The organism is Klebsiella sp. Sb-30 (assembly GCF_057652795.1).
In genome coordinates this window covers 2,334,876-2,359,940 of sequence record NZ_CM172749.1, presented here as the reverse complement: position 1 = coordinate 2,359,940, position 25,065 = coordinate 2,334,876, and the positions used below count along the sequence as shown (strand labels likewise).

General features: G+C 55.4%; 18 protein-coding genes. 9 read left to right on the top strand and 9 right to left on the bottom strand.

Annotated elements, in window-relative coordinates; translation table 11 throughout:
• Positions 1 to 142 precede the first annotated feature (142 nt).
• Complete coding sequence (locus AC236I_RS11015) at positions 143 to 1,753, top strand: FAD-NAD(P)-binding protein (protein ID WP_163980704.1); 1,611 nt, start codon at positions 143 to 145, stop codon at positions 1,751 to 1,753.
• A gap of 9 nt (positions 1,754 to 1,762) precedes the next feature.
• Here the strand turns inward: AC236I_RS11015 and AC236I_RS11010 are convergent, their stop codons facing one another.
• The 5 genes from AC236I_RS11010 to AC236I_RS10990 form a co-directional block, all read right to left on the bottom strand.
• Positions 1,763 to 1,912, bottom strand: a complete 150-nt coding sequence (locus AC236I_RS11010) for a hypothetical protein (protein ID WP_004862804.1) — start codon at positions 1,910 to 1,912, stop codon at positions 1,763 to 1,765.
• A gap of 264 nt (positions 1,913 to 2,176) precedes the next feature.
• Positions 2,177 to 2,971, bottom strand: a complete 795-nt coding sequence (locus tag AC236I_RS11005) for an MBL fold metallo-hydrolase (protein WP_004862807.1) — start codon at positions 2,969 to 2,971, stop codon at positions 2,177 to 2,179.
• A 174-nt stretch (positions 2,972 to 3,145) separates the two neighbouring features.
• Positions 3,146 to 3,781: a carbonic anhydrase gene (locus tag AC236I_RS11000; RefSeq protein ID WP_004862810.1), complete on the bottom strand. Its 636-nt coding sequence runs from the start codon at positions 3,779 to 3,781 to the stop codon at positions 3,146 to 3,148.
• A 211-nt stretch (positions 3,782 to 3,992) separates the two neighbouring features.
• On the bottom strand, positions 3,993 to 5,642 hold the full coding sequence (locus tag AC236I_RS10995) for an OFA family MFS transporter (RefSeq protein ID WP_032716412.1): 1,650 nt from the start codon (positions 5,640 to 5,642) through the stop codon (positions 3,993 to 3,995).
• Between the two features lie 297 nt (positions 5,643 to 5,939).
• Positions 5,940 to 7,718, bottom strand: coding sequence for a sigma-54 interaction domain-containing protein (locus AC236I_RS10990; RefSeq protein ID WP_015584180.1), 1,779 nt, complete (start codon positions 7,716 to 7,718; stop codon positions 5,940 to 5,942).
• A gap of 466 nt (positions 7,719 to 8,184) precedes the next feature.
• Between AC236I_RS10990 and ygeW the strand changes: the two genes are divergently transcribed.
• The 5 genes from ygeW (at position 8,185) to arcC (ending at position 14,309) form a co-directional block, all read left to right on the top strand.
• Positions 8,185 to 9,372 (top strand): knotted carbamoyltransferase YgeW, encoded by a 1,188-nt coding sequence (gene ygeW, locus AC236I_RS10985; protein WP_004862818.1) that lies wholly within the window; start codon positions 8,185 to 8,187, stop codon positions 9,370 to 9,372.
• A gap of 60 nt (positions 9,373 to 9,432) precedes the next feature.
• Complete coding sequence (dpaL, locus tag AC236I_RS10980; RefSeq protein ID WP_004862823.1) at positions 9,433 to 10,632, top strand: diaminopropionate ammonia-lyase; 1,200 nt, start codon at positions 9,433 to 9,435, stop codon at positions 10,630 to 10,632.
• Between the two features lie 62 nt (positions 10,633 to 10,694).
• Entirely contained in the window at positions 10,695 to 11,906 is a 1,212-nt protein-coding gene (locus AC236I_RS10975; protein WP_004862825.1) for a YgeY family selenium metabolism-linked hydrolase, read from the top strand.
• 51 nt (positions 11,907 to 11,957) lie between these two features.
• Complete coding sequence (gene hydA, locus AC236I_RS10970; RefSeq protein ID WP_004862828.1) at positions 11,958 to 13,364, top strand: dihydropyrimidinase; 1,407 nt, start codon at positions 11,958 to 11,960, stop codon at positions 13,362 to 13,364.
• 12 nt (positions 13,365 to 13,376) lie between these two features.
• Positions 13,377 to 14,309, top strand: a complete 933-nt coding sequence (gene arcC, locus AC236I_RS10965; RefSeq protein WP_004862832.1) for a carbamate kinase — start codon at positions 13,377 to 13,379, stop codon at positions 14,307 to 14,309.
• A gap of 86 nt (positions 14,310 to 14,395) precedes the next feature.
• Here arcC and yqeB read toward each other — a convergent pair whose 3' ends face one another.
• Together yqeB and yqeC are read right to left on the bottom strand one after the other, a co-directional pair.
• Positions 14,396 to 16,021, bottom strand: coding sequence for a selenium-dependent molybdenum cofactor biosynthesis protein YqeB (gene yqeB / locus AC236I_RS10960; protein WP_200382700.1), 1,626 nt, complete (start codon positions 16,019 to 16,021; stop codon positions 14,396 to 14,398).
• Positions 16,022 to 16,062: 41 nt separating this feature from the next.
• Positions 16,063 to 16,821 carry a selenium cofactor biosynthesis protein YqeC gene (yqeC, locus tag AC236I_RS10955; RefSeq protein ID WP_487608798.1) on the bottom strand — a complete coding sequence of 253 codons (759 nt, stop codon included), beginning with the start codon at positions 16,819 to 16,821 and terminating at the stop codon, positions 16,063 to 16,065.
• Between the two features lie 34 nt (positions 16,822 to 16,855).
• On the opposite strand from yqeC, the gene AC236I_RS10950 reads away from it, so the two are divergent.
• The 3 genes from AC236I_RS10950 (at position 16,856) to ssnA (ending at position 22,169) form a co-directional block, all read left to right on the top strand.
• On the top strand, positions 16,856 to 17,455 hold the full coding sequence (locus tag AC236I_RS10950; protein ID WP_004862839.1) for an NTP transferase domain-containing protein: 600 nt from the start codon (positions 16,856 to 16,858) through the stop codon (positions 17,453 to 17,455).
• A gap of 278 nt (positions 17,456 to 17,733) precedes the next feature.
• On the top strand, positions 17,734 to 20,838 hold the full coding sequence (gene ygfK / locus AC236I_RS10945) for a putative selenate reductase subunit YgfK (RefSeq protein ID WP_487608797.1): 3,105 nt from the start codon (positions 17,734 to 17,736) through the stop codon (positions 20,836 to 20,838).
• Complete coding sequence (gene ssnA, locus AC236I_RS10940) at positions 20,835 to 22,169, top strand: putative aminohydrolase SsnA (RefSeq protein WP_487608796.1); 1,335 nt, start codon at positions 20,835 to 20,837, stop codon at positions 22,167 to 22,169. Before ygfK ends, ssnA begins: the two co-directional genes overlap by 4 nt.
• A gap of 58 nt (positions 22,170 to 22,227) precedes the next feature.
• Here the strand turns inward: ssnA and AC236I_RS10935 are convergent, their stop codons facing one another.
• Both AC236I_RS10935 and ygfT read right to left on the bottom strand, forming a co-directional pair.
• A complete protein-coding gene (locus AC236I_RS10935; protein WP_048025211.1) occupies positions 22,228 to 22,704 on the bottom strand; it encodes a 4Fe-4S dicluster domain-containing protein in 477 nt (158 codons plus the stop codon).
• Positions 22,701 to 24,641 carry a formate-dependent uric acid utilization protein YgfT gene (gene ygfT, locus AC236I_RS10930; protein WP_487608795.1) on the bottom strand — a complete coding sequence of 647 codons (1,941 nt, stop codon included), beginning with the start codon at positions 24,639 to 24,641 and terminating at the stop codon, positions 22,701 to 22,703. The genes AC236I_RS10935 and ygfT overlap by 4 nt, the downstream gene beginning before the upstream one ends.
• Between the last annotated feature and the right edge of the window lie 424 nt (positions 24,642 to 25,065).

The following is a 25,065-nucleotide window of genomic DNA, read 5'->3' as shown; positions in this document are numbered from 1 at the left end:
ACAGCTGGCTGGCGCCGGGGTTTTCGACCACACTTAAACCCGACTCCCGCTGCTGAACCTAAGGCGCCGATCGCTTTTCCCGGTTGACCGTCCGGCAGGCGGGAAACGGCAATGGAAGAACGTTTATCACGGGTGATGATGCATGAAGAAAATTGCGATTATCGGCGCAGGCCCCACCGGGATTTATACTCTTTTTTCCCTGTTAAAATATCCGGAGCCGCTGGCGGTGACGGTCTATGAGCAGGCGAGTCAGGCCGGCGTCGGCATGCCATACAGCGACGAAGAAAACTCGCGCATGATGCTGGCCAATATCGCCAGTATTGAAATCCCACCGATCCTCTGTCCCTATATCGACTGGCTGAAACAGCAAAGCGAGGAGCACCTTGCCCGCTATGGCGTCAGCTATGATTCGCTGCATGTTCGCCAGTTTCTTCCGCGTATCCTGCTTGGCGAATATTTTCGCGACCAGTTTATCGGCCTGACAGCCAGAGCCAGACAACAGGGTTTCTCGCTGACGGTGCATGAATCCTGTGAGGTCACCGACCTGCAGGCCACGGCAGAAGGCGTCAGATTATGGGCACAAGGTGAGTCGGCGGCGGAACGTTTCGATCTTGCGGTCATCGCCACGGGCCACGTCTGGCCCGCTGACGAGGAGTCCACCCGTACCTTTTTCCCCAGTCCGTGGTCCGGCCTGATGGATGCCGAGATCCCGGCATGCAGGGTCGGTATCATGGGTACCTCGTTGAGCGGTATTGATGCCGCGATGGCCGTGGTGGTTCAGCACGGCGAGTTTGTCGAATCCGCCGCGCGCTCGCTGCAGTTCAGGCTCAATCCGGCCAGCAAAGCGCTGAATATTGTCCTGATGTCGCGCTCCGGCATATTGCCGGAAGCGGATTTTTACTGCCCGATTCCCTATGAACCGCTTTCGGTGGTGACGCCTGACGCGCTGGAAAAGGCGATTGCCGCCGGTTCAGAGGGTTTACTTGACCGCGTTTTCCGGTTGATGGCAGAGGAGATCGAGCGCGCCGATCCGCAATGGAGTGCCGGTATCGCCCTCCCGACGCTGAACGCCGATAGCTTCAGCGACGCGTGGTTTCGTGAACGACACCAACATGACCCGTTTCACTGGGCGCAGGCCAATCTTATGGAAGTCGAGCGCAACAAGCGCGAGAAATACACCGTTCCGTGGCGCTATGTCATCCTCCGGCTGCATGAGGCCGTGCAGGAAATGGTCCCGCATCTGGATGCGCGGGATAGTCAGCGCTTTAGCGACGGGCTCGCCCGGGTGTTCATCGATAATTACGCCGCTATTCCGTCAGAGTCGATCCGCCGCCTGCTGGCGCTTCGCGAAGCCGGAGCGCTCCGCATTCTCGCCCTCGGCGAGGATTACCAGATGGCGATCGAAGAGGACAAAACGGTGATTACCACGGGGGAAAGCCGGGCCACCTATGATGTCTTTATTGATGCACGCGGGCAAAGAGCGCTAAAAACAAAAGATCTGCCCTTCCCGACGTTACGGGAGCAGCTGCAGGCCACCGGCGATGAGATCCCGGACGTGGGGAACGACTACACGTTACAGGAGCCTGCGGAGGTACGAGGCCGCGTGGCGTTCGCGGCGCTGCCGTGGTTAATGCATGATCGGCCTTTTGTGCAGGGTATTACCGCCTGTGCCGAGATGGCTGAAGCCATGGCCGGCGCCATTTCCCGTCCGGCGTCCCGTCGCCGCAGGCGTTTGCCGCAGACCGATCTGTGACGATCAATCTTAGCGCTGCCCGGGATCCGGGTGAAAAGGATCTTTCTTATGGTCCTCGCTATCATCGCGTTTACGCGGTATTTCCCCCTGTTCGCGCGGGTCGTCTTTTGCCGGGCGACTCCCGCGCTTTGCGGCGTCATTTGCCATCAATCGTCTCATGTATACCTCCGGTCGCGACGTGGATGATTGCGGTGGCTGATAAGCCGGCGCAGGAAAAAGTCCTGTGCAGGTTCCTCAACCGGCCTTATAAAGCCTGGTTGCCAGGACAAGTTTTCACCAGCGAAAAGATTTGCGCCTGCTCCTTCGCCTCAAGCCAGGTCTGGTGTTCGGATGGCGGCGACGGGGTGTGGTAGCGGCCCTTTTCGGCAATGGGCGGCGATGAGCGGCCTGTGCAAAAGGGCCTCTCATCGCGATTAACAGGCGTCATCCACGCAGGCAGGCGAGATATTTTTGTGCGGAACGCTGTACCCTTTCATGCGCGTTGTTCAGCATATTTTGCCCGGCGAAGGCTCCGTACAGTCTGGCAAACCGCACGCCGGCCAGGCGCTGCATGATGTTTTCAATGACCGACGCGGGCAGCGGCAGCATATTCGGGTAGCTCCACATAAAAGAGACCGCATCCGCACCGGGAGTCACCTGCAGGATGTCGCCCACCAGCAGCGTGCCATCGCCCTCGCGCCAGTGTAGAACGGTTCCCCCGGCGAAGTGGCCGCCCAGTCGCAACAGCTGCACCGAGGGCCATAGCTCAAACGCATCGCCTTGCCACAGACGAATCGCCGGGCTATCGCGCACGATCCACTCACTGTCGCTGGCATGCAGATAGACTGGCGCGTCAAAGGCGGCCGCCCAATCCTGCATGGTGGTGTAGTAATGAGGATGGGAAATCGCGATGGCATCAATACCGCCAAGCGCAGCTATCAACGCCATCGTGGCGGCATCGAGATTGGCAATGCAATCCCACAGAATATTGCCCTGCGGCGTTCTGAGCAGAAACGCGCGTTGGTTGATAGCGAACCGGGGAACGGTTTTAAGGCTAAACAAGGTGTTGTCATGCTGTTGCCAGGCGTTGGTATGATGGCTGATGAGATCCTCGAAGGCTACCCACGCCTGTCCGCTGACCGGGACATACTGGCGTTCATCGTCACAAATCTTGCAGCGTAAGATGGGTGTACTTCTTTCGTCATACGACGTGCCGCACGTTTTACACAGCTTAATCATTATTCCCCTCCTGCACGATGGTAAAGCAGTCATGAGTATGGCAGATGCGCGGCGACGGCCGGTGATTCCAAAGATGACAGGAAAGCCACAGAGAGGAGAACAGGAATAAGAACGGGAGGACGAGTCAAAAACGGTACGCTGAGATACAGGGCTTCCCTGCCCTGAAGAGAGAAATTACTCGAAGTAGACGGCCGGGTTCTCCGACAGCGATACAAAGGTTTTGGTGTTCTTATCCAGCGCGCCAATCGCCCCGCTTTCGATATCGTAAACCCAGCCGTGCAGGCGCAGCGCCTTATCACGCAGACCGACGGCAACCGACGGGTGAGTTTTGATGTTGTTCAGCTGTGCGATAACGTTTTCCCGCACCATCGCATTCACTTTATCGATTTCACTGTTCCAGGTGCCTTTTTCGACCACCGCTTTTGCGGCATCGGCATAGCGCAGCCAATGCGCCACTGCCGGCATCGGATCCAGACACTGGCAGGTCGCAACCGCAGTCATCGCGCCGCAGTTGGAATGGCCACAGATGACAATATCGGTGACGCCCAGGGCAACAACGGCATATTCGATAGTCGCGGACACGCCGCCCGGCTCTGGTCCGAATGAGGGCACGATATTCCCCGCGTTACGAATGACAAAGAGCTGTCCAGGTTCCTGCTGGGTCACCAGTTCCGGTACCAGGCGGCTGTCAGAACAGGAGATAAACAGCGCTTTGGGATTCTGGCTGGAGGCCAGGCTACGGAAGAGCTCTTTACGCTGCGGGAAGATCTCTTTCTGGAAGTTGAGGAAACCCTCAATGATATGTTGCATAGCAGTGTCTCTTTTCTCGGTATGAATTACGGTATGACAAAGATCACAGTTTGTCAGTGTATCACCGCAGCAGAGAATAGGAATCGTTATTCAAATGGAATCTATATGTTGCAGCCCCGATCGTTTCTGCGGGGCTGTGACAAAATACAAGGGATCTCACGCCTCAGACAGCGCAACGGTTGCGTTCAGTCGGTACGTGCACTACCTCCTGCTAGATGAAGAATTTTATTGCCTGTTGCATCGTCGTGCCTATTCCCCACAGCAGCGGTAGCCCCACAGCAAACCAGCTTAACGTTAGCAGCACAACGGAGGGACGGGCCTCCCATGTCAATTGCGCGTTGGCATTAATGGTATACATGCCCTTAGCCTGCTGCTGCTGTTCGGCGGTCATGGCATATTTTTCCGCAATCGGGCGCACAAGCTGGTTGCAGATGAAACCCATAACCAGTAATACCGTCAAAACCAGCAGCGTAATATCATAGATCCGTGCCGGGGCGATGCCCTGCGCCAGCTGATATTCTCGCAGGTAATTCACCAGCACCGGGCCGCTAATGCCGGCAGCGGACCAGGCGGTCAACAGACGACCGTGAATCGCTCCGACCATCTGAGAACCAAATACATCGGCCAGATAAGCCGGAATGGTGGCAAAGCCGCCGCCATACATCGAAATAATGACGCACAGCGCGCAGACGAAAAGCGCCACATAGCCACCGTGATTGGTCAGCGGCAACGTCCCGTATAACAACGCCCCCAGCAAAAAAATTAAGGCAAAGGTGGTCTTTCTGCCGCACAGATCCGACACCGAAGCCCAGAAGAAACGCCCCAGAATATTAAACAAACTGAGCAGGCCGGTGAATCCGGCGGCCATCGTCGCAATCCGCTTCAGCTGTTCGCCACTTAATTCATTCCAGCTCAGGTCCTGCGAGAGTAGCTTTCCGGCAAAAATCTCCTGCAGCATGGGTGATGCCATACCCAAAATGCCGATACCGGCGGTGACATTCAACCACAACACCAGCCACAGCAGCCAGAACTGGGGCGTTCGCCACGCCACGCTGACATGCACCTGTATGGTGGAATGATTACGCATCACCTTTTGCGCTTTCTCCCCCGAGGGATGCCAGCCCATCGGCGGCAAACGGTAGCCAAACGTACCGCACAACATAAACAGCGAGTAGATCCCCGCCAGCGCCAGGATACTCTGCCAGACGCCGTTTCCTTGCGGGCCGGCAAAAAAGTTCATCAGCCAGTTAGCTAACGGCGCGCCGACCAGTGCCCCGCCGCCGAAGCCCATGATCGCCATACCAGCAGCCATCCCGCGCTTGTCCGGGAACCAGCGCAGTAACGTAGAAACCGGCGATATGTAGCCCAGTCCCAGGCCAATACCACCAATCACTCCGGCTCCCAGCCAGAGTAGCCACAGTTGATGACTGTAAATGGCGAGAGCGGAGAGCAGCAACCCGCCGCACCAGCACAGCGTCGCGACGAGACTCACCAGTCGCGGACCGACTTTTTCCAGCCAGCTTCCCCAGAGTGCCGCGGCGCAGCCAAGGAAAACAAAAAACAAGGTATAGGTCCAACCCAGCAGCGAAATTTTCCAGTCACATTCTCGGGTAAATAGCTGCTGCCAGAATGACATCTCAGCCGGACACTGCAGGGGGTGTGTACCGCCAATTAACTGCGACATTGGCAACCAGAAGACGGAAAAACCGTAAGCCATGCCGATGCATAAATGCACGGCTAACGCCGCCGGTGGCACCAGCCAACGGTTAAATCCGGGGCGAGCAATGATGCGAGACTTAGCAAAAAATGGTGTTATCGGTGATACGGCTAAGGGAGGTGTATTCTCATTTAGTTGCGCCATAATCCTGTCCTTATCATGTTTGCTAACCGGCTACCTCAGCAGCCGAAGACAGGGTTACAAAGCAATAATGACGCCACCTGGTTAAAAAATAGACAAAAATGCAGACTGAAGCGAGCAAGCACTGCCTGCTGTTGGTCTCATAGCCAGAAGCGATAGCTTTACCGGCAGCAGTGAATGCGTCAAACCTCAAGCCTGAGTCAGGAAGAGATGATTTTGATAATTACCGCTCTCAGAGTGATAACCCGCCGCCGCTCCGCCATACGTTTAGCATAAGGGCTATCCTTGTCCGTTCAAGAATCAGATGCCAATCAGCTCGTACTTTTTAATTTTGCGATACAGCGTGGCAATGCCAATTCCCAGCTCATCCGCCGCCTGTTTCTTATTGCTGTAGCGAGTCAGAGCGTCGCGAATCATCTGTTTTTCCATCGCTTCCAGCGCCGTGCTCCCTTCTTCCTCTTTAACCTCCGCCATCTCGCCAGGCAGGCTGGCATCCCGCCCGGTGGTTTTACCGCTGCAGATTAAGTTTGGCGGAAGCAATGACGCATCAATCACCTCACCCGATGGCACAACGTTGACCAGGTACTCCATCAAATTGCTCAGCTCGCGGATATTGCCAGGCCAATGATAGCGCTTAAGCAAACCGATGACCTCGGGAGAGACGCCGGGATAGACCAGCTCAAGACGGCGGGTATGCAGCTGCAGGAAATGGTGAATGAGCAGCTCGATGTCATCCTGCCGCTCGCGTAGCGGCGGTAACCTTAACGGAATCACGTTAAGCCGGTAATAGAGGTCCTCACGAAATTTACCCTCGGCGATAAACTGCGCCAGGTTTTGGTTGGTGGCGGAAATAATGCGGATATCGACCGGAACCGGGTGACTGGCCCCTACCGGCTGGATCTCACGCGACTCAATTGCTCTCAGCAGCTTTGCCTGCAGCGTAAGGGGCATATCGCCAATCTCATCGAGAAACAGCGTACCGTGATTCGCCGCCTGTATCAGCCCGGGTTTACCGTTGGCCGACGCGCCGGTAAATGCCCCTTTTACGTAACCGAACAGCTCGCTCTCCAGCAGCTGTTCGGGGATAGCCGCACAGTTGATGGCAATAAACGGCTTTGCCTGTCGGTCGCTCAGCTTATGAATGGCGCGGGCGACAACCTCTTTTCCGGTCCCGCTTTCGCCAGCAACCATCACGCTGGACGGACCACGCGCTATGCGGCTTATCAGTTTTTTCAACTGACGCATCGGGCGACATTCGCCAATCAGCTGCTCAATCTGCGGCTCGTCCTGCGCCGCACTGAAATCCGTCGTGGCGTGCGATTGATGAAAAGCCATTAAGAATAGCCACTGATCCTGAACAGCATGCAGCTGCCCGATAATAAGTTCTTTCTTGTCATCAAAGGAGATCACATGCTGCATATGGCCGCGCACAAAATTATGCTCAAAGGTTAACGGACGAAAATTAATCGTTTTGCCGACCATATTTCCCTGATTTACACCAAGAATCTTTAATGCCGTCTGGTTGGCAAATTTTATCTTTTGATCGAGGCTGACCACCAGCACCCCCTGATCCATATTCTCAATCATGGTCAAAAATATTTTTTGAATATTATCGCTACTGCCCTGCCCCTCCAGCAGCCGCGAAACGAATATTGATGAGACATGGCGAACGTAATCGGAGAATTCGTGAAGATTATCTTTAATTCGCTCCTGCTGCTCGCGGGTTAACGCAATAAGGCTAATAACGCCCACACACTGTCCCTGATAAATAACAGGAGTGCCAAGAAACGCTTTTTCTTTGCAACTTTCCTTACTGGCACATCCTTTACAAAGAGGATCAAAACGAGAATGGGTAACAACTTTGTCTTTTTTTGTTTCTATTATGTAACGCAAAAGTCGCGAATCTTCATTCAACTTTTTTCCCAGCAATCTCCCGTACGCGCCTGTTCCGGCGACGCGACAGAGTGTGTTATCGACAATCTCGACCTCAAGCTGAAGCACGCTGGAGAGCATACGAGCAAACCGTTGAATTGTAGGTTGAATTTGCATCAATACGGATAAGGTGTTAGAGGAAATCATAATGAACCCTTACTCTCACTAACCGAAAACTATTTTTATTCTTTCCCGATGATACTACTCCAGGGTTGAACGGAATTGATGCAGATAAAATCCCCTTTTCACTCTTTGACGGAAATATGGAGGCGATATCACATTTTCATATCAATATGAGAATTCGCAGCGGTTTTTTATCAATTTGACGATGAAGCTGTCTCTTCTTCCCCGCTCTGCGGCCGCTGAATAAAAGAAACCGAATGGCAGCCGGCATAACGAAAATGAATCTTATTTACCTCACCCCCTCGAGCACCGATGTTTACGTGATCGTCATCGCATAATCACAGCCATTTATCTCTACGTCAGACTCTTTATCAGGAACTGGCACAGTTATTGTTAGTGAATATACAGCGCTGGCCGTCGCCACTTCACGCTCGCCGCTCCCGACCGCACAGCAATCATTAAGCTCGTCATTCACTACCAGGACCTAAAAATGAAAACTGTTAACGAACTGATTAAGGATATCAACCACCTCAACTCCAACCTTCACGATAAAGACTTCCTGCTGACGTGGGAACAGTCTCCGGATGAGCTGAAACAGGTGCTGGATGTTGCCGAAGCCTTAAAGACGCTGCGTGCAGAGAATATTGCCACCCAGGCCTTTAATAGCGGGCTGGGAATTTCCGTTTTTCGCGATAACTCAACCCGCACTCGTTTCTCCTATGCCTCAGCGCTGAATTTGTTAGGTCTCGCGCAGCAGGACCTTGATGAAGGCAAATCACAAATTGCCCACGGCGAAACCGTTCGCGAAACCGCCAACATGATCTCATTTTGTGCCGACGTTATCGGTATTCGCGACGACATGTATCTTGGCGCCGGCAATGCCTACATGCGCGAAGTCGGCGACGCGCTGGACGACGGATTCCAACAGGGCGTACTGCCGCAGCGCCCGGCCCTCATTAACCTGCAGTGCGATATCGACCACCCGACGCAGGCAATGGCCGATCTTGCCTGGCTGCGCGAACATTTTGGATCGCTGGAAAACCTGAAAGGTAAAAAAATCGCCATGACCTGGGCCTACTCGCCAAGTTACGGCAAACCTCTCTCGGTGCCTCAGGGAATTATCGGTCTGATGACCCGCTTTGGTATGGACGTCACTCTGGCACACCCGGAAGGCTACGATCTGATTCCGGACGTCATCGACGTGGCGAAAAACAACGCCGAAGCTTCTGGCGGCCGCTTCCGTCAGGTCACCGATATGGCAGAAGCGTTTAAGGATGCGGACATTGTATATCCGAAGTCCTGGGCACCTTATAAGGTGATGGAAAAACGCACCGAACTGCTGCGCGCTAACGATCATGATGGGTTAAAAGCGCTGGAGCAGGCCTGCCTGGCGCAAAACGCCAACCATAAAGACTGGCACTGTACTGAAGAGATGATGGCGCAGACTAAAAACGGCGAGGCGCTATATATGCACTGTCTGCCTGCCGACATCACCGGCGTCTCCTGCGACGAGGGGGAAGTCACCGAAGCGGTCTTCGAAAAATACCGTATCGCCACCTACAAAGAAGCCAGCTGGAAGCCATACATCATCGCCGCCATGATTTTGTGCCGCAAATACGCCAGACCTGGCCAGCTGCTGGAGCAATTGCTCAACGAAGCACAAAAACGCGTCAAGTAACCTATCAGGCTGGCCTGCAGGCCAGCATCACACTCTCCGCATGATGGATAAGGACAGAGTATGTCTGCTTTCTCACTGAAAATGGATATTGCCGAAAACCGTTTTTTTACCGGCGAAACATCCCCGCTGTTTTCGCGCCAGCAGGCGCAACAGGCACGACATTTTCATCAAAAAATCGTCGGATATAAACCGACGCCGCTGTATGCCCTCAAATCGCTGGCTGCTCTGTTCGGCGTAAGTACGATTCTGGTCAAAGACGAGTCGCAGCGTTTCGGTCTGAACGCATTCAAAATGCTGGGCGGCGCCTACGCTATCGCACAGCTGCTGTGCGAAAAATATCACCTGGATATCAACGCATTTTCCTTCGCAACCTTCAAATCCAGCATCAAAGAAAAGATGACCTTTGCCACCACCACCGACGGTAACCACGGACGCGGCGTGGCGTGGGCGGCACAGCAGCTGGGACAGAATGCCGTGATCTATATGCCCAAAGGTTCTGCCCAGGAGCGCGTTGATGCCATCCTGCGGCTTGGCGCCAGGTGTATCGTCACCGAGATGAACTATGACGATACCGTACGCTTCACGATGCAAACCGCCCGGCAAAACGGCTGGGAAGTGGTACAAGACACCGCCTGGGAAGGTTATACCAAAATCCCGACCTGGATTATGCAAGGTTACGCCACCCTCGCCGATGAAGCGGTAGAGCAGATGGCGGCAATGGGCATTGCTCGTCCGACCCACGTTTTCCTGCAGGCTGGCGTCGGCGCGATGGCCGGCGGCGTGCTCGGTTATCTGGTGGACGTCTTCGGCGCACGCGATCTGCATTCGGTTATCGTTGAGCCAGAGCTGGCGGATTGTCTCTACCGTTCAGGCGTCAAAGGTCAAATCGTCAACGTTGGCGGCAGCATGGCCACGATTATGGCTGGCCTGGCCTGCGGCGAACCCAATCCGCTGGGCTGGGACATTCTGCGCAACTGCGCCACCCAGTTTATCTCCTGTCAGGATGCCGTAGCCGCGCTCGGGATGCGCGTACTGGGTAATCCTCTCGGTACCGATCCGCGGGTGATTTCCGGAGAGTCTGGCGCTGTCGGTCTGGGCATTCTCTCCGCCGTACATTTCCATCCACAGCGCGAAGCGCTGATGAATAAGCTCGGACTGGATAGCCGCTCCGTGGTGCTGGTTATCAGTACTGAAGGCGATACCGATGTGGAGCACTACCGGGAAGTCGTCTGGGAAGGTAAATATCCGGCAGCCCAATAATTCCTCAGAACACTGACAAATTCATCCCGCTGAGCGGGAAACAAAAACTGGAGAACTGATTCATGGCTAAGCACATTCCCTTCAAACTTATTCTTGAAAAAGCAAACCACTACCAGCAGGACATGACCCGTTTTCTACGGGACATGGTGGCAATACCTAGCGAAAGCTGTGATGAAAAACGCGTTGTCCATCGCATTAAAGAAGAGATGGAAAAGGTCGGCTTCGACAAAGTGGTCATCGACCCGATGGGCAACGTTCTTGGTTATATCGGCCATGGCCCGCGTCTCGTCGCGATGGACGCACATATCGATACCGTCGGCATCGGCAACATCAAGAACTGGAATTTCGATCCCTATGAAGGCATGGAGACCGATGAGTTAATCGGCGGTCGTGGAACGTCTGACCAGGAGGGGGGAATGGCCTCAATGGTCTACGCCGGTAAAATTATCAAAGACCTCGGACTGGAAGATGAGTACACCCTGCTGGTCACCGGCACCGTTCAGGAAGAAGATTGCGATGGGCTGTGCTGGCAGTACATCATCGAGCAGTCAGGTATTCGCCCGGAGTTTGTTGTCAGCACCGAACCAACGGATTGTCAGATCTACCGCGGTCAGCGCGGGCGTATGGAAATTCGCGTTGATGTCCAGGGCATCAGTTGCCACGGTTCCGCGCCGGAACGCGGCGATAACGCGATTTTCAAAATGGGACCAATCCTCAATGAACTGCAGGAGCTCTCGCACAAACTGGGCAATGATGAGTTCCTGGGCAAAGGCACCCTGACCGTTTCCGAAATTTTCTTCACCTCGCCAAGCCGCTGCGCCGTTGCCGACAGCTGCGCCGTCTCCATCGACCGGCGCCTGACCTGGGGGGAAACCTGGGAAGGCGCTCTGGCTGAAATTCGCGCCCTGCCCGCCGTACAAAATGCCGGCGCGGTGGTGTCGATGTATAACTATGACCGTCCGTCCTGGACCGGGCTGGTCTACCCGACCGAGTGCTATTTCCCGACCTGGAAAGTGGAAGAAAACCACTTCACCGTCCGTGCGCTAAGCAATGCCTATGAAGGGCTGTTTGGTAAAGCGCCGGTCGTTGATAAATGGACCTTCTCGACCAACGGCGTCTCCATCATGGGCCGTCACGGCATTCCGGTCATCGGTTTTGGGCCAGGTAAAGAACCGGAAGCCCATGCGCCTAATGAGAAGACCTGGAAATCCCATCTGGTGACCTGTGCCGCGATGTATGCCGCCATTCCGCTTAGCTGGCTGGCCACTGAATAATCATTGACTGCAACCCCTCCCGTCGCTTCGCGACGGGAGTCTGGAGTGTTTATGCGCGTACTGATTAAAAATGGCATCGTCGTCAATGCCGACGGCCGGGCTAAACAGGATCTGCTCATTGAAAACGGTCTGGTCAGCCGCCTGGCCCCCCAGATAACGCCTGACCAACCTTGCGACACTATTGATGCCGAAGGTTGCTACGTGATGCCCGGCGGCATCGATGTTCATACCCACTTTAATATTGATACCGGACTCGCCCGCAGCTGTGATGATTTTTTTACCGGTACCCGCGCCGCCGCGTGTGGCGGTACAACAACCATCATCGATCATATGGGCTTTGGCCCTGCCGGCTGTCGGTTACGCCACCAGCTGGAGGCCTACCACGGATATGCCGCTTATAAAGCGGTGATTGACTACAGTTTTCATGGCGTTATCCAGCATATAAATCACGCGATTCTTGATGAGATCCCGATGATGGTCGAGGCGGGGATCAGTAGCTTTAAGCTCTACCTGACCTACCAGTACAAACTCAATGATGACGAGGTGCTGCAGGCGATGCGTCATCTACAGCGTGCCGGGGCATTAACGACCGTACATCCGGAAAATGATGCCGCTATCGCGCAAAAGCGCGCTGAGTTTCTTGCCGCCGGTAAGACCGCCCCGCGCTATCACGCTTTAAGTCGCCCGTTTGAGTGCGAAGCCGAAGCCATCGCGCGGATGATCAATCTGGCACAGCTTGCCGGCAACGCACCGCTATACATTGTGCATCTCTCCAATAGTCTGGGTCTGGACTATCTACGTCTCGCCCAGGCCCGCCATCAGCCGGTATGGGTAGAAACCTGCCCACAGTATCTGCTGCTCGACGAACGCTGCTATGAGCGTGAAGATGCCCTGCAGTTTCTGCTCAGTCCACCTCTGCGTAATGCCAGGCATAACGATGCCCTGTGGTGCGGCATCAGCGATGGCGCGATTGATGTTGTCGCCACCGATCACTGTGCTTTCTCCATGGCCCAACGCCAGCAGCTTTCCGGTGGCGATTTCAGCCGCTGTCCAAACGGTCTGCCGGGAGTCGAAAATCGTTTGCTGCTCCTGTTCTCCCACGGGGTGATGACCGGACGCATTTCGGCGGAACGTTTCGTGGCTCTCACCAGCGCGACGCCGGCAAAACTGTTCGGTCTGTGGCCGAAAAAAGGGCTGCTGGCACCCGGCGCCGATGGCGATGTGGCGATCATCGATCCGCGTCGGACTACCACCATTCGTCATGAAATGCTGCATGACAACGCTGACTATTCCCCGTGGGAGGGGTTTATCTGTCAGGGCGCTATTCGCCAGACCTTGTCTCACGGCAGAGTGATCTTCGATAACGGTCACTTTACCGGCACCGCAGGCCAGGGGCGTTTCCTGCGCCGCCATCCCTTTTCAATCGCTAACGCTCCCGTAAGCGGAAATGCACCCTAAAGTGAGGAATGAATGAGTAAGAAAATTGTTCTCGCCCTTGGCGGAAATGCCTTAGGGGACGACCTGGCCGGGCAAATGCAGGCCGTTAAACAAACCGCGCAGGCCATCGTTGACCTGATTGCGCAGGGACACCAGGTGGTGGTGACTCACGGAAATGGTCCGCAGGTGGGGATGATTAACCTCGCTTTTGAAGCCGCTGCTAAAACGGAAGCGCACACGCCCATGCTGCCAATGTCGGTCTGCGTCGCCCTGAGCCAGGGCTACATTGGCTACGACTTACAAAACGCACTCCGTGAAGCACTCCTTTCCCGAGGAATGACCGTGCCCGTGGCAACGCTGATTACCCAGGTCGAAGTGGACGCCAACGACCCCGCATTTAAACATCCAACCAAACCTATCGGCTCCTTTTTTAGCGAAGAAGACGCCAGGCAGCTGACCCGCCAGGGGTACACCATGAAAGAGGATGCCGGCCGCGGCTACCGCCGCGTTGTCGCATCGCCACAACCGGTGGATATCATCGAAAAAGAGACGGTGAAAGCGATGATGGAAGCGGGTCATGTGGTGATTACCGTAGGCGGCGGCGGTATCCCCGTCATTCGTGAAGGCCACCACCTACGGGGTGCCAGCGCGGTGATTGATAAAGACTGGGCCAGCGCGAAACTGGCAGCGATGATTGACGCCGATATGCTGATTATCCTGACCGCGGTGGAGAAAGTCGCCATCAACTTCGGCAAAGCGGATGAGCAGTGGCTGGACAGGCTCACGCTCAGCGATGCCGAACGCTATATTCGCGAAGGCCATTTCGCGAAAGGTTCTATGTTACCGAAAGTCGAGGCTGCCGCCTCGTTCGCGCGTTCCCGTCCCGGACGTCAAGCACTGATTACGGTTCTGAGCAAGGCTCAAGAAGGAATTGAAGGCAAAACCGGAACCGTGATAGCGGGTTAAACAAGGTCTGAGAAAACCAGTAACCCTCGATACGCCCGGTGATGTTCCGGGCGATTTTTACAGGACCAGCCCACGGGATATCAGGCTCAGGCGACCGTTAACACCGCTTCTTTCGCCTTAACGCCTCGGTGCATTAGCGTCATTAGCGCTTCAAGCACGCCACCGCCAATCGCTCTGGCCTTATCCGATACGCTGGTATAATCGGCGTCTGCGCCGCGCGGATCGATATCACCGATTTTGAAACCGCTGTTAACCACCAGGCCATCGTTTAATAACCCACGCACCATCCCGCCCAGCGGGGCCAGAATCTCCCGGTCACCGATGGTGGCGATCGTCTCCCCTTCGTTGACAATATCTCCCAGCCGCACCCGCCCCTGTAGCACGCCGGCCACCGGAGCGCGGATTACCCTCAGCGACGTGTGGCCCTGAATATTGCCCGGGATCCCGGTATTTGCCTGAGCGCAGCCGTGGTAAATCACCTGACCTAACCAGTGGCCCCGATGGGTTTCAATTACCGCGTGGCAATCTTTTCCGGCACAGAAACCGGGGCCAAGCGCGATCACCGCCGGTGCCAGCCCGCAATGAGTACCGAAGTTTCCCTTCGCCAGAATCGCATCCACCACGCAGGCGGGCCTCAGGTCGTGTAGGGAGTGGCACACTGGATCGACCAGAAGCGGGATGGCCCCATTTTCGGCGATACGAATAGCCTCATGTACCGACGCTGCGCGCCGGGCGACAACGCCCTCTACCGTCACCTCACCGTCGAATATCGCCTGGGCAAAGGCCACGCTGCGGCGGATCGCCGTCGGTTTTTCAACCTCGAGCATGATCACCTTAAATCCGGCATGCCAGAGCCGCAGCGCCACCCCGGTAGCAATATCTCCGGCACCGCGAATCACGACCCGCAGATGCTGTGAGGGATGATCCACCGCCATCATCAGGCCACCAGCGGCCTGATTTTTCACCTGCAGGATCTCCGCCAGGACGCTGATAGCAATCTCGTTTGGCGTCTCTGCGCCAATGTTATAGCCCACCGGCGCATGCAGACGCGCAATGTGTTCTTCCGCAACCCCGTTTTCACGCAGTTGACGTAAAAAAACCTGAACCTTACGGCGGCTGGCCAACAGACCAAGCCAGGCCACTGGCTGGGTAATCAGCCGATCCAGCGCTTCGCGATCTTTATTGTTGGTGGCGATGAGAACAAAGTTGTCCGGGCGAATGTCCAGCTTTTCTAACGCGGAACCAAAGGTTTCGGCATGCAGCAGCTGGGTCGACGGAGGGAAAAAATCAGGATTGAGGCTCTCCCGATAGATATCGGCAACGGCGATTTCGAACCCCACCAGCGCCGCAATTTGCGCAATTGCGCGGTTGACGTGTCCGCCGCCAATCAGCACCAGGCGCGGCCGCAGGCCATGCACGCTGATATAAACCGACATCGCGCCTCCGCAGTCAGAGCCAACGGCATCGGCCCCGTTGCGCGCCATCCTGCCGTGAAACATTCGCGACGCCTTCTCACCCAGCGCCACCAGTGCCTCATCAATCACTTTTCGCTCCACCATCCCGCCGCCTATAGTTCCCGCAATGGTCCCGTCAGCGCGGATCAACATCTGCGCCGAGTGCCTGGGCGTTGAGCCTCTGCTGTCAACAATCTGCGCCAGCGCAAACGGGCGATTCTGTTCTTCGAGTCTTGCAGCTTCTGAGAAAATATTCATAACAACCTCGATGGCTATCCCTTTTCACCCCAGAGTGGATCTCACTCTCTCACTCGTCTGCGCGTGATTGCCGGACGCGCCTGAACGGATCCCGCCCAGATGGCATCAACATCGCCATCGGTCAGCAGGTCGGCTGTCAGCAAATTATCATTTTGAGAAAGCTGATTAAGTAACCAGATGCGCCGGACACCCGTCGGCGTATCTTTAAAGGCCCCTTCAGGATGCTGAATGAAACGATGCAGCATCGGCCAGCTCAGCCTGTCACCCGGTACGGCGGCGGTTATTCGGGAAAAAAAGGGCCATCGATGAACCGTCCCAGGACCAATACATTGCCCAATCAACCCGCCTCCCGTCACGGCAATGACGCAGCGACTTGAATCAGGGATGCAAGGTTCATGCTCGTTTGGCGCTTTGAGTACAAAACCGTGAGCGCCGTCGGCTTCTACCAGCACCACGTCGACGTCAGCCTGCGCCACCAGTCCATCGAGTTGCTCGCCGGTAAAACCCTTTACTTTTCCAGCCTGCGGCAGCCATGCGGAAAAACAGGCCAGCAGCGGCTGTTGCCAGACGACTGGCGACAGCCGCCGCGGATCGCGACAGATAACAACCGGCATCTGCGCCGGTAGATACATATGCGTGGTGGTGGTCAACAGGACCCGTCGTCCGGCCCGGACAAATAATTCAGCCAGCCACAACAACGTACTGGTTTTGCCGCCAGCGCCGACGGTGGAAATAAGTAACGGGCTGGCAGACGCACCCAAATCACAAAACAAGGCGTCATCTTGCGGTATATTTTCCATTAATCAGGTTCATTTCCATTATTTAAAGAGAGCTATGAAGCCGATCGACTGCATTATTACCGCCGCCGGGTTGTCCTCCCGAATGGGGCAATGGAAAATGATGTTACCCTGGCAAGAGGGAACAATACTTGATGCAAGTATTAAAAATGCCCTGCAATTTTGCTCACGTATTATTCTGGTGACGGGTTTTCACGCGCAGGAACTGCAGACACGGTATAGCAACAATCCCAGGATAACGCTGGCCCATAATGCGGATTATCAACATGGGTTGTTCTCATCCGTGATTTGCGGGGCCCGTGCCGTGACAAGCGAATACTGCTTTATCACCCACGGCGATCTGCCTTGTATCACGGCTGATGTGTTCCGCACCATGTGGCCGTTGCGCTATAACGGTTCGCTCCTTCCGCATTATCAAGGAATACCGGGCCATCCCATCCTCGTTGCCAGCCGCTATTTGCAACAGCGGCTGAACCGATCTGACGGTTCATCTGTCCGCAAAGCTCTGCTCAGCGGTCGGCATCAACGACTGGAACTGGAATATCCGGAAATTATTTTTGATATTGATACCCCTGCCGATTTTATTCGCCTGCAGAATAGCCCGCGTTTCTCGTCGCGATGCCATCGCACCTCATGAGGCGCGCATAGCGCGATAACGTAAATTATCATTGTGATAGATAAGCGTTGATTTTGAGAAATAAACACAGCTCATTTTGGTGAGTGATTTTAATTCGCATTAGCGTAACGTGATGTATTTCATAAAGCGTCGTTAACTTTAGATCTCTCTCACAGATTCGCACCCGCTTAGCTTAATGGCTAAATAACTGGTGTGATTGTTGCTCCACCTCTCCCAATTCGTCGGAAAGATCGCTTTCCCGATAATATTCGTTCACCGATTAATCTAAGGAGAGGGTTATGGGAGATATCATGCGTCCCGTCCCGTTTGAGGCATTATTGACGCGTATCTTTGATGAATACCAAAACCATCGCTCGATATTTGGTATTCCTGAACAGCAATTTTACTCGCCGGCAAACCCAAATCGACTCACCGTGTTCGGCGAGAGTTGTGCAACCCCGGTTGGACCTGCCGCCGGACCGCATACCCAGCTGGCGCAAAATATTATCACCTCCTGGTTAACCGGCGGTCGGTTTATCGAACTGAAAACCGTGCAGATCCTCGATCGGCTTGAGCTGGAAAAACCGTGTATCGACGCCGAAGATGAATGTTTTAATACTGAATGGTCGACCGAATTTACCCTGAAAAAGGCTGCTGATGAGTACCTGAAAGCCTGGTTTATTCTGCACCTGCTGGAAGAGATTTTCCCGCTCACGCCGATGAAGGGCGGCAAATCATTTATTTTCAATATGAGCGTGGGTTATAACCTGGACGGTATCAAGCAGCCGCCGATGCAGCAGTTCATCAACTGCATGATGAACGCCAGCAAGCAACCCGAATTTTCCCGCTATCGCGATATTCTCGACCGCTGGCTGCATGACGACAAGTTCCTTCTCCGCTTCCGGTTCGATGATATCCGTCCACGGCTCGACACGCTGGCACACCGGATCCCCGCCACCCTGGTACACGGCGTGACGCTGTCGACGATGCATGGCTGTCCGCCGGACGAAATTGAAGCCATTTGTCGCTATATGCTGGAAGAGAAAAACCTCAATACCTTCGTCAAACTCAACCCGACGCTTCTCGGCTATTCGCGGGTACGCGAAATTCTTGATACCTGCGGCTTCGGCTATATCGCCCTCAATGAAGAGTCCTTTGACCACGATCTGAAAATCGATCGGGCATTAGAAATGCTGGAACGCCTGATGCAACTGGCAAAAGAGAGACATCTCGGCTTCGGTGTGAAGCTCACCAATACCCTCGGCACCGTCAACAACAAAGGTGCGCTGCCGGGAGATGAGATGTATATGTCCGGTCGCGCGCTGTTCCCGCTGTCCATCAATGTTGCCGCTCTTCTTTCCCGCGCTTTTGACGGCAAGCTGCCAATCTCCTATTCCGGAGGCGCCAGCCAGCTCAATATTCGCGAAATTTTTGCAACAGGAATACATCCAATCACCATGGCGACGGACCTGCTGAAACCGGGAGGCTACCTGCGGCTTAGCGAATGTATGCGCGAACTTGAGCAGTCTGACGGCTGGAAGATGACCCGGGTGGACGTCGCACGATTGAATGCGCTGGCAGAAAAAGCCGTCAGCATGGCGTACACCCAGAAACACTGGAAACCCGATGACCGTATTGATGTCGGCGAGAAACTGCCCCTCACCGACTGCTACGTCGCCCCCTGCGTTACCGCCTGCGCCATTAAGCAGGATATCCCGGAATATATTCGTCTGATGGGCGAACAGCGTTATGCCGACGCGCTGGAGCTGATTTACCAGCGCAATGCCCTACCGGCCATTACCGGTCATATCTGCGATCATCAGTGTCAGTACAACTGTACTCGCCTGGACTACGACAGCGCGCTTAACATTCGTGAATTGAAAAAAATCGCCCTTGAGAAAGGCTGGGATGAATACCAGCAGCGCTGGCATAAACCCGCAGGTTCCGGCACCAGACATCCGGTAGCCGTGATTGGCGCAGGTCCGGCAGGACTGGCCGCCGGGTATTTTCTCGCCCGCGCCGGGCATCCGGTGACGCTTTTTGAGCGCGAAGCCAACGCTGGTGGCGTGGTACGCAATATCATCCCACAATTCCGTATTCCCGCAGAGCTGATCGAACATGATATCGATTTCGTGACCCGGCATGGGGTGAATCTGGTTTACGGCTGCGATCCGCATCTGAGCGTTGAAAAGCTGCAGCAGGAAGGATTCCACTACGTTCTGGTGGGAACCGGTACCGATAAGAACAGCGGCGTCCCGCTACGCGGTGATAACCTTAACGTACTAAAATCACTCCAGTTTTTGCGGGAGTATAACCGCGGCGACAACCTGAAGCTGGGGAAACATGTGGCCATTATTGGTGCAGGCAATACCGCAATGGACTGCGCCCGCGCGGCCCTGCGCGTCCCCGGCGTGGAGAAGACCACCATCGTTTATCGCCGTTCACAACAGGAGATGCCGGCGTGGCGTGAGGAGTATGAAGAAGCCGTTGCTGATGGCGTTCAGTTCCGTTTTCTGAACAACCCGGAAGAGTTTAACGCCGATGGCACCTTGACGCTGCGCGTTATGACTCTCGGCGAAGCCGATGAAAAGGGCCGCCGCCGCCCGGTACAAACCGCCGAGACCTGCACGCTGCAGGTCGATACCCTGATAACCGCCATCGGCGAGCAGCAGGATCATGATGCCCTCGCGGCGATGGGTATTCCGCTCAATGAACATGGCTGGCCGGTTGTCGATCTCAATGGGGAAACCGGTAAGGCCAACGTCTTCCTGATCGGCGATGTGCAGCGCGGCCCCTCTTCCATTGTTTCCGCAATCGGCAATGCCCGCCGGGCCACGGATACGATTCTGGCCCGCGAGAATATCCTCAGTCACCATGGTGATAAACGCTGGAATAACGTCAATCCGGCGGAAGTCTACCGCCGTAAAGGAACCATTGCCGTGGCAAGGGTAAACAAAGACGATCGCGATGCATTCGTGGCCCAAGAGGCCTCCCGTTGCCTTGAGTGCAACTACATCTGCAGCAAGTGCGTGGATGTCTGTCCAAACCGCGCCAACGTCTCAATCGCCGTACCCGGGTTCCAGAATCGCTACCAGACCTTGCACCTTGACGCCTTCTGCAACGAATGCGGTAACTGCGCCCAGTTCTGCCCGTGGCAGGGCAAACCATACAAAGACAAAATCACCATCTTTAGCCTGGCCGAGGATTTCGGCAACAGCACCAACCCGGGTTTTCTTGTCGAAGCGAACCAGGTTCACGTACGACAAAACGATCGGATCTGGCTGCTGAATATCGACGAACGCGGTCAGCTTAACGACGTACCGCCACCGCTTACCGACATGTGCCGCATTATCAGCCATGTTCATCTCCACCATCGCTATCTGCTGGGAGGCGTCGAAGTATGAGTATCCTGATTCTAAAAAATGCGACTGTCGTGCAACTTTACCCGGCAAAAGTCGTGGAAAATGTCGATATCGTTATCGAAAATGAGACGATTATCGATGTTGGTGCGGACCAGTGTCGGCACTATCCGCAGGCCAGCATCAAAGAGATGCGGGGCCGCCTGGTCATGCCTGGCAACGTATGTTCCCACAACCATTTCTATTCCGGCTTATCACGCGGTATCCAGGCCAACATCGCCCCCTGTCCGGACTTTATCTCGACGCTGAAAAACCTGTGGTGGCGGCTCGACCGGGCGCTGGATGAAGAGTCGCTGTACTACAGCGGACTCATCTGCTCGCTGGAGGCCATTCGCTGCGGCTGTACCGCGGTTATCGACCACCACGCCTCTCCGGATTATATTGCCGGGTCGCTTAGTCAACTGCGTCAGGCCTTTCTGAAGGTGGGGCTACGCGGAATGACCTGCTTCGAAACCACGGATCGCAACGGTGGCGTCAAAGAGTTACGGGCTGGCGTTGAGGAAAACATTCGCTTTGCTCGCGAAATAGATAGCGCAAAGGAAAAAGGCGATACCCCGTATCTGGTGGAGGCCCATATCGGCGCTCACGCGCCGTTCACTGTCCCGGATGAAGGCCTGAGTATGCTCTCCGAGGCCCTGAAGACAACCGGCCGCGGGCTGCATATTCACGCCGCGGAAGACCGCTACGATGTCTCCCATAGCCACCATCATTATGCAAAAGACCTGCTGGTCAGGCTGGCTGATTTCGATCTGCTCGACAGCAAAACGCTGATCGCCCACGGGCTGTATCTTTCGGTCAGGGATATTGAGCTGCTGAATGCGCATGACGGGTTCCTGGTACATAATGCCCGTTCTAACATGAACAATCATGTGGGCTATAACCAGCGTCTGGCGGCGTTCCGTAACCTGGCGCTCGGGACCGACGGTATAGGTTCTGATATGTTTGAGGAGCTTAAGTTTGCCTTCTTCAAGCACCGTGATGCCGGCGGGCCGCTGTGGCCGGATAGCTTTGCCCGTGCATTGAGCAATGGTAACGAACTGCTCAGTCGTAACTTTAATGCACAGTTTGGTCGTGTTGAAGCCGGTTACAAGGCCGACCTGACCATCAGCGATTACGCCTCGCCCACGCCGTTTATCGCTGAAAATATTGCCGGCCACATTGCCTTCGGGATGGGGAGCAGCAACGTGCATAGCGTCATGGTCAACGGGGTCATGGTTTACGAGGACCGTCAGTTTACCTTTGACTGCGAACCGGTGTTTGCCGAAGCCAGAAAGGTTGCGGCGAAGATGTGGAAGCGAATGGATGCCCTGGCCTGACGCCTCTGGCAGGAAAAAGAACCCGGTCTCTGCGCCGGGTTCTTTTTTTGCAGCAAATCTACAGCGTCAACAGACTGGCGGTGGCGACGTTACGCTGTTTTTGCAACGCCGCCAGCGCCTCAGCGCTCATCACCCTGAGCGCAGCCGTCGGGCAAACATCAACGCAGGCGGGCCCCTGTTCACGCGCCACGCACAGATCGCACTTCACCACCACCGGCGGATGTGCCGCCGTGGCCACAATCGTTATTGCCCCAAAAGGACAGGCTACCACGCACCCCTGGCAGCCGATACAACGTGCGGCATCGGCTTCAACCCGCTCGGTTCCCATCGTTAACGCGCCAACCGGACAGGCAGACACGCAGGGCGCGTTTTCACATTGATGACACATCACCGGTACGCTGAGATTAGCGAGACGCATCACCTTCAGGCGCGGATGAAACTCCGCCCCTTCAGCTATATGCGACAGGGCGCAGGCGACTTCACAGGTCCGGCAGCCAATGCAGGCCTGTGGACTGGCGACGATAAAGCTGGTCATATCCCCTCCTTGTTCCTGAACAGATCCAGCATCTCGTGAGCCGCCTGGCGCCCGGCCACCATCGCTGTAACCACCAAATCGGCGCCATGCACCGCATCCCCGCCGGCAAAAATTTTGTCATTGTCGGTTTGCGTCGTGCCGCGACCTTTACCACCGGTACGAATCTGCCCCCAGCGATCGAGTTGGATCCCGTGCCCACGTAGCCAGGGCATATCATGTGCCTGGAAGCCAAACGCCATGATCAGCACATCGGCCGGGAGCTCAAACTCTGAGCCGACAATCGGCTGCGGACGACGACGCCCGTCCGCGCCGGGTTCACCCATTTCGGTGCGGATCATCCCAACCGCGCTGACCTGGCCTTTGCGGTTACGCAGAATATACTGCGGCTGAACGTTGAACTGAAACGCCACCCCTTCTTCACGAGCGTTCACCACCTCTTTTTTCGAACCCGGCATGCTCAGTTCATCCCGCCTGTAGGCGCAGGTTACGCTGGCTGCGCCGCGACGGACCGCCGTACGCAGGCAGTCCATCGCCGTATCGCCGCCCCCGAGCACCACTACGCGTTTACCTTTAATCTCGGTCAGCGGATATTCCGGACTCTCCTCAAGCCCCATCACTTCACGCGTGCTGGCAATCAAAAACGGCAGCGCCTGAATCACGCCCGCTGCGTCTTCCCCTTCCAGTCCCGCCGCCATCAGGCCGTAGGTACCCACGCCAAGAAAAACGGCGTCATAACCGGCAACCAGGTCGTTGAACGCCACATCGCGCCCCACTTCATGATTAAGGTGAAAAGTAATCCCCATCTCACTGAAGATCTCCCTTCTGACCCGCAGGATGCTTTTATCGAGCTTGAAGGGCGGTATACCAAAGGTGAGTAGGCCGCCGATTTCAGGATGCCTGTCGAACACCGCCACCTGTACCCCCGCGCGTGCCAGAATATCAGCGCAGCCCAGGCCTGCCGGACCGGCGCCAATGACCGCCACCCGCTCCTTACGCGGCACGACATGCCCCACGCTCGGTCGCCAGCCCATCGCCAGCGCGCTGTCGGTGATATAACGCTCAAGGTTGCCAATGGTGACCGAGCCGCCTTCATTTTTCAGTGTGCAGGCCCCCTCGCATAGACGATCCTGCGGACAAACCCGGCCGCAAATTTCCGGCAAAGAGCTGCTTTGATGACACAGCTCCGCCGCTTCGATGACATTGCCCTTATTGACAAGGCGAATAAAATCCGGAATGTGGTTATGCAGCGGACAGGTCCAGTTGCACCAGGCTTTCTGGGCGCAATAGAGGCAGCGTTCACTTTCGTATTCCGCATCGCAGGCCTCAAGCCCGTGGTAGATTTCGGCAAAATGGGTCTTTCGCGTTTCGGCAGCGATCTTCTTCGCCCCGACGCGCGGTAATTTATCGAGGAACGCTTCGCGTCGCGTCCTCTGACGAGGCTGCACCGCCAGCCCCTGGGCCGCACGAATCTGTCGTTCGCGGCGCAGCCGGTTGATACCGGCCTCATCCATCAGCGTCAACGCCTGGGTCGGGCAGGCTGCCACGCAGGCCTGCTGACCCGAGGCATGTTCGCTGCACAAATCGCACTTCTGCGCCAGCTGCGGCGCATCCGCTGCCACCGAGGTCATTTCGATGGCGCCAAACGGGCAGGCTATCACACAGTTTTTACAGCCGATGCACTGTGCCTGTTGGAGCTGAATACTGTCATTAGCCAAATAGAGCGCCTGCGTCGGGCATGAGGTTACGCAGGGCGCATCGTTACAGTGATGACAGGTAGCGGCACGACTCTCATTACGGTGGAAGACAATGTGGATGCGTGGAAGAAAATGACGACGCTGCTGCGGCCAGACATCCTGATGATGCGCAGTCACACAGGCTATCTCACAGGCATGGCAGCCAATGCAGCTGGCGGCATCGGCAACGATAAATCTATTCATTTGCGTCCCTTTTATTATTATGAAAATGACAAGGGTCACGATGCAATAATCAGGCGCTTTTTATGTTCTGCCGCGTAGCAGGTTCATTTTTGAGAAGCGCCTCAAAGAAACACCCTTCCCAGCGCCGACCGGGGACCTCCAGTGAAATGCCGCGCAGAATCATGTGGCGATTCATAATGATTTCATTCCTATCATTATGAGAACCTTCTCTTCCTCATCCGTTGTTTAATCCTGACCTGTCGCGGCGTAAAAGGCGCGTTCTGTGACAGTCGACTCATTTCGACAACTTTCTGCCTCAAATTCAAAAAACTGGCACTCCCTAAGCATATTCCCCTCAGGTGTATTCAATCGTTACTCATCCTTCTCCCCAGTCGCGCCTTTCAGGAAGCACTGGCGGAAAATGTCGGATAATAAGGAGAACAAA